This window comes from Mycobacterium sp. E735, from assembly GCF_001666955.1.
Lineage (GTDB): Bacteria > Actinomycetota > Actinomycetes > Mycobacteriales > Mycobacteriaceae > Mycobacterium.
Genome location: NZ_LZIX01000129.1, coordinates 1 through 2,793, shown reverse-complemented (window position 1 = coordinate 2,793; position 2,793 = coordinate 1). Strand labels below are relative to the sequence as shown.

Sequence of the window (2,793 nt, the reverse complement as noted above, 5' to 3'; positions counted from 1 at the left end):
CAGTGCCCAGAAATCCCACTTCGGGTTGTAGTAGACGGGGGCACTGTCGCGCAGGCGTCTGTACGTGTCGTACGCCCCGTTGAAGAAATCTTCAGAGAATGGATCGAATTCGACGTTACCTTCTGAGACCTGCAACGGCGTAGTAGGAGTCATAGAATCGCTCCGGCCTCTTTGTAGGCTTCGATGGTGTCCCAGTCCAGGCCCGCTTCCATCAGCACCTCCTCGGTGTGCTGGCCGTGCTCGGGCGCCCCCGAAGGGGTGACGGCCGTCTCGTCGAATTGGACGGGGTTGGTGGGCAACGAGTAAGGCGCTCCGCTCATCGTCGCGGTCTTCGCGACATAGCCGTTCGCGGTCACCGCCGGGTCGTGGCAGACCTCCCCCGGTGTCTGCACCACACCCCAGGCGCCGGAGAGGTCTGCGAGCGCCTCACGCCATTCGACGAGTGTGCGTTGGGCAAACGCTTCGTCCATCAGCGAGATGAGTTCCGCCCGGTTGGCGAATCGCGTTGCCGCCTCGGCAAATCGCGCATCATCGACGAGTTCGGGTAGGCCGATCACGCGCATCGCTTCCGCATAGAACTTGTCCAGTTGCAACATCATCAGCTGGACGTGGCGATCATCTTTTGTGCGGTAGGTCCCGACCAAAGGGTTGGGCGCGTCGGCGTGGCGCCAGCTCGGAACCGCGCCGCCGCCATGAATCTGGCTCACTGCGATGTCGGGGCTGAGGTTCCAAGCCGCAAGCCCGAGGAGGGAGACATCCACCACCGATCCCTGACCGGTGGTCGCCTTCCGGTACAGCGCTGCCGCGATACCCCCAGCGATCGTCATTCCGCCGAGCAGGTCGCCGAACGCGGGTCGTGAACGCACCAATTCCTCAGCGTCCTCGGTGAGCATGGCGGCGATGCCGCCGCGCGCCCAGTAAGAGACGCCGTCATAGCCGGGCTTGTCGGCGTCGGGTCCCTTCGGGCCGTGGCCCGACCCGCGTACGTAGACGATGTTGGGGTTGACGGCCCTGATGTCGTCGACGTCGATGCCCATCTTCTTGCGGCGGCTTGGTAGGTAGCTGGTGAGGAACACGTCGCAGGTGGCCGCGAGTTTGCGGATGACGTCTTGGCCGCCGGGAGTGCTCAGATCGACGCCGATCGACTTCTTGCCCCGATTCGGTATCTCGATCATGTAGTTGACGGCGCCACCACCCTCGTCGACGATGCCCATCGTCACGAGGCCGCGTTGCGGGTCGCCTCCCTCGCGCGGCTCGACCTTGATGACCTCGGCACCCCATTCCGCCAACACGGCGCCGGCCGACGGTACGAAGGTCCACGCGGCAACCTCCAGCACGCGAACACCGCTGAGTACTTTGTCGACGGAAATGACGGCCTCCATGGGTCACGGCAGTACGGGTGCGAGCGCACCAACAGTTGGGAAACGGCGGTAATGCTCGTTTACACATTCCGAGAATGTCAGTTTCGAGGGAGTTTGTAAACCGCGGCGGCGCCAACGGGGCAGCGCCGAAGTGCTTACGGACGCGCCGACAGCCGTCCCGGCAAGCCCGGATCACCGTCGGCCCAAAAGGCCCGCCAGGTCGGCATCCGTTGGGGCATAGCCGCACGCAACCGAACGTCGGTCGGCCATCGCATGAACTCGGGACCGGGGCGCTCGGTGACATCGACGGAATACCAGGGATGCTCCCGCCGCTTGACGAAGCACCACTGGCCGTCGCGGCGCTCATAGACGTCGTCGTAGCGCATCGTGATCACATACCATCCGTCGCCGTCCTCGTGTTCGGCGCGGCAGTAAATCGCTCCGGTCGCATGATCGGCGTCGACGAAGTCGAACTGGTGACCGCAGATCAGGTGGATGCTGCGGTAGAACCGTCGGAGCACGCGGTCATACCAGCGCCTCAACGCATCCCTGCCGCGCCCCTCGGCGCCCGCGTCGACATCGTCGACGAACAACGCCACCAATGCATCGAGATCACGGGCATCGAGGGCCATTGCATACTTGCCGGGTAACTGGCTAATCGCGAGGCTCGACTCCACTCGGTCCAACCGGTCATCGCCGGTCGAACCCTTCAATCCTGTGGCCATCGCGGTATTGTAGGCTCACACCGCCTAATGAGAACCGCTGTTCTCGGTTTCGGAAAGGCTACTATTCTGCGCTCATGCCCCTTCCGACGATCTTGCCCACGATCCCTGCACTGGTGAGGTTTTGCGCAGCCCGTTTCGGCGACAGGCCGTTCCTCATCGCCGACGGGCGGAGATTGTCCTACGCCGATCTCGACCGCCGTTCGGCCGCCCTGGCCGCCGCCCTGTTGGCGCAGGGCATCAGCAAGGGCGACCACGTCGGAATCCTGATGCCCAACAGCGTCGACTGGGCACTGGCGTGGTTTGCCACCACACGCATCGGTGCGGTCGCTGTTCCGCTCAACACCTTCTATAAGGCCTCCGAACTGGCCTGGACCGCCCGCCATGCGGACCTGAACGCAATCTTGGCGTGGCCGCGGTTCCGCAATCACGACTTTTTGACCCGGCTGGAAGATGCACTGCCGGGTCTCGCCGGTCAGGACCGGCCAGGGCGCATCATGGTCCGCAAGGCCCCCTTCCTACGGACTGTCGCGGTGTGGGGACCGTCTGATCGGGCCTGGACGACGAGGATCCACGCCGACGGCGCGCTGCCGGCCGCCGACGCCGACTTCCTCGTCGACGTGGAGTCGTGCGTGACCCCGGCCGACGAGGTGATGATCATCTACACCTCGGGCAGCACCGGTGACCCGAAAGGGCCCGTGCACACCCAG

The 2,793-nt window shown here is 64.4% G+C and carries 3 protein-coding genes and 1 pseudogene; 1 reads left to right on the top strand and 3 read right to left on the bottom strand.

The genetic code is table 11. From position 1 onward, the window contains the following. The 3 genes and pseudogenes from A5704_RS29155 to A5704_RS10255 form a co-directional block, all read right to left on the bottom strand. A pseudogene (locus tag A5704_RS29155) lies at positions 1–153 on the bottom strand (cytochrome P450); the annotation flags it as partial. Further along, the gene (locus tag A5704_RS10260; protein WP_067888853.1) at positions 150–1,382 is read right to left on the bottom strand and encodes a CaiB/BaiF CoA-transferase family protein; all 1,233 of its coding nucleotides are present in this window, start codon (positions 1,380–1,382) and stop codon (positions 150–152) included. The pseudogene A5704_RS29155 and the gene A5704_RS10260, both read right to left, overlap by 4 nt. A 134-nt stretch (positions 1,383–1,516) precedes the next feature. Beyond that, entirely contained in the window at positions 1,517–2,047 is a 531-nt protein-coding gene (locus tag A5704_RS10255) for a nuclear transport factor 2 family protein (protein WP_067747662.1), read from the bottom strand. Between the two features lie 113 nt (positions 2,048–2,160). On the opposite strand from A5704_RS10255, the gene A5704_RS10250 reads away from it, so the two are divergent. Continuing rightward, a partial coding sequence (locus tag A5704_RS10250) for an AMP-binding protein (protein WP_156737655.1) occupies positions 2,161–2,793 on the top strand: 633 nt, incomplete at its 3' end.